General features: G+C 28.0%; 3 protein-coding genes. All 3 read left to right on the top strand.

Translation table 11 applies throughout. The features are described 5' to 3' along the window. Positions 1 to 260, top strand: a 260-nt coding sequence (locus tag IEW75_RS15635; protein WP_158283818.1) for a T9SS type A sorting domain-containing protein, incomplete at its 5' end; no start/stop codon positions are given. A 116-nt stretch (positions 261 to 376) separates the two neighbouring features. Continuing rightward, positions 377 to 589 carry an Fjoh_0651 family PID-CTERM protein gene (locus IEW75_RS16025; RefSeq protein WP_373286323.1) on the top strand — a complete coding sequence of 71 codons (213 nt, stop codon included), beginning with the start codon at positions 377 to 379 and terminating at the stop codon, positions 587 to 589. A 628-nt stretch (positions 590 to 1,217) separates the two neighbouring features. Further along, positions 1,218 to 1,760: HYR domain-containing protein (locus tag IEW75_RS15630; protein WP_188704108.1), on the top strand; the 543-nt coding region annotated here is incomplete at its 3' end.

The raw sequence follows: 1,760 nt of genomic DNA, 5'->3' as shown, positions 1-1,760 counted from the left end.
CAATAGAAGTTGAAGAGATCTTTAGTCTTTTAAATGTATTTGTTAATGAAAATAATACCCTCATTAAAATACAAAAACCAGAAGAATTAACTATTCAAGAGATTTCATTATTTAATGCTATTGGACAACAACTAAAAATCTGGAATACTAATTTTAATAAAAATGAAATTAACCTCCCAATAAATGTTGCTTCAGGAATCTATTTGGTCCATATTAAAACCAATAATGGCAATAATATTAAAAAAATAATTATTAATTAAAAGTGAAAATTTAATAAAAATAGATCTTTCGAAAGAAATCGAGTGGGATCTATTAAAAATATAAACCCCAAGTTTGAAATAGATGAGTTTACCCCTACAAATTCAATTGAAAAGCAATGAGAAATAAGATAATTAAACATATATTATTCGTTGCGTTTTTATTAATGTTTAATAATGTCCTTGCGCAAGATCTACCCAAACCTAATGAGCAAGCACCCGAATTGCCAATTGATGGAGGAATCACTTTTCTACTAGTTGCAGGAACTTTCTATGGTGTATATAAATTAAATAAAAGATCAAAAAAAATCTCAAAAATAAAGCACTCATGAAATGTGTTAAATAGATTTTGATGTTTCAAAATGGAGAATAAATAGCTTCATAAAAAGACAGAAGTATAGGGTACTTAAAAAATGTTGGAACAGGTTGGTATCGAAATAAATTAATAAATTCAGCATTTATTTTACAGTGGTATTTGGGTTATACCGTAAAGTAATTGTAATTGTTAAAAATTGTAGTTACTATATTTACTTGGACATAATTTTATTCATTGGATAGAGATCAAAGAATCTGCATTAAGAAAGGATGAAGAGTTAACAAAAATCAAGTGATTTTGAGGTTTTTGAGATAAAAAGTGTAACACCCATTCTTTCCTTTTTTTAGATAATTCATATTTGTTTCAACAATTTTATTATATTTGTTTTGTGAAATCCCCAAATTCTACATGTCATGAGTTTAAATGTCCACCAAGAAATCAACTATTTGTATCCTACTTATTATTAAAACGACTTGTGAAAGTTTATGTTTAAATTGAATGACTTTCAAAAAAAAGACTGTTTATTCAAAGAATCGTGCTATACGACAATTTTGTAATTTTTTAAAAACTAAAATTTGTAATTTTCAATTTGTAAAACTAAAAAATGAGAGTTCCTAAACTCAAGCAGATAAAAAAACTATTAGATGTTTAAAAAATTACTTAACTTAAAAATTTATATACTCCTTTTTTTACTTTTTATAAGAGTAAATGCATCTCTTTATGCAAATTCTTCAGAGCAGATTAATTATGTTGAGTTGAATCCTGCTCTTGAACAAGAGTTGGATAATCCGTTACTTCATTTAGATGAGTATTTTGAGAAAATTATAAAGTCAGACTTAATTCTGGAATTAAACGATGTAAAGATTTTAGAAAAGGTTGATTTTGATAAAGTTTGTCCAATTGATGTAATTGTTTCAAGTGATCCCGGTGCATGTGGAGCAGTTGTAAATTATACACCTCCAACACCGACGGCTAGTTCAGGGAACACAATAAATCAGATTGCCGGTTTGCCATCAGGTTCTACTTTTCCTGTAGGAACGATAACCAATACTTTTCAAGAGTTAGATAGTGGTAGTATTGTTGTTAATATATGTAGTTTTACTATTACGGTAAATGATACGCAAGCACCAACAGCTTCAAATCCCGCAGCTATTAATGTACAGTGTTTAGGCGATGTACCAGCAGTA

The sequence above is a fragment of the Lutibacter litoralis genome, assembly GCF_014646675.1.
GTDB lineage: Bacteria > Bacteroidota > Bacteroidia > Flavobacteriales > Flavobacteriaceae > Lutibacter > Lutibacter litoralis.
This window is presented reverse-complemented; position numbering and strand designations above follow the sequence as displayed.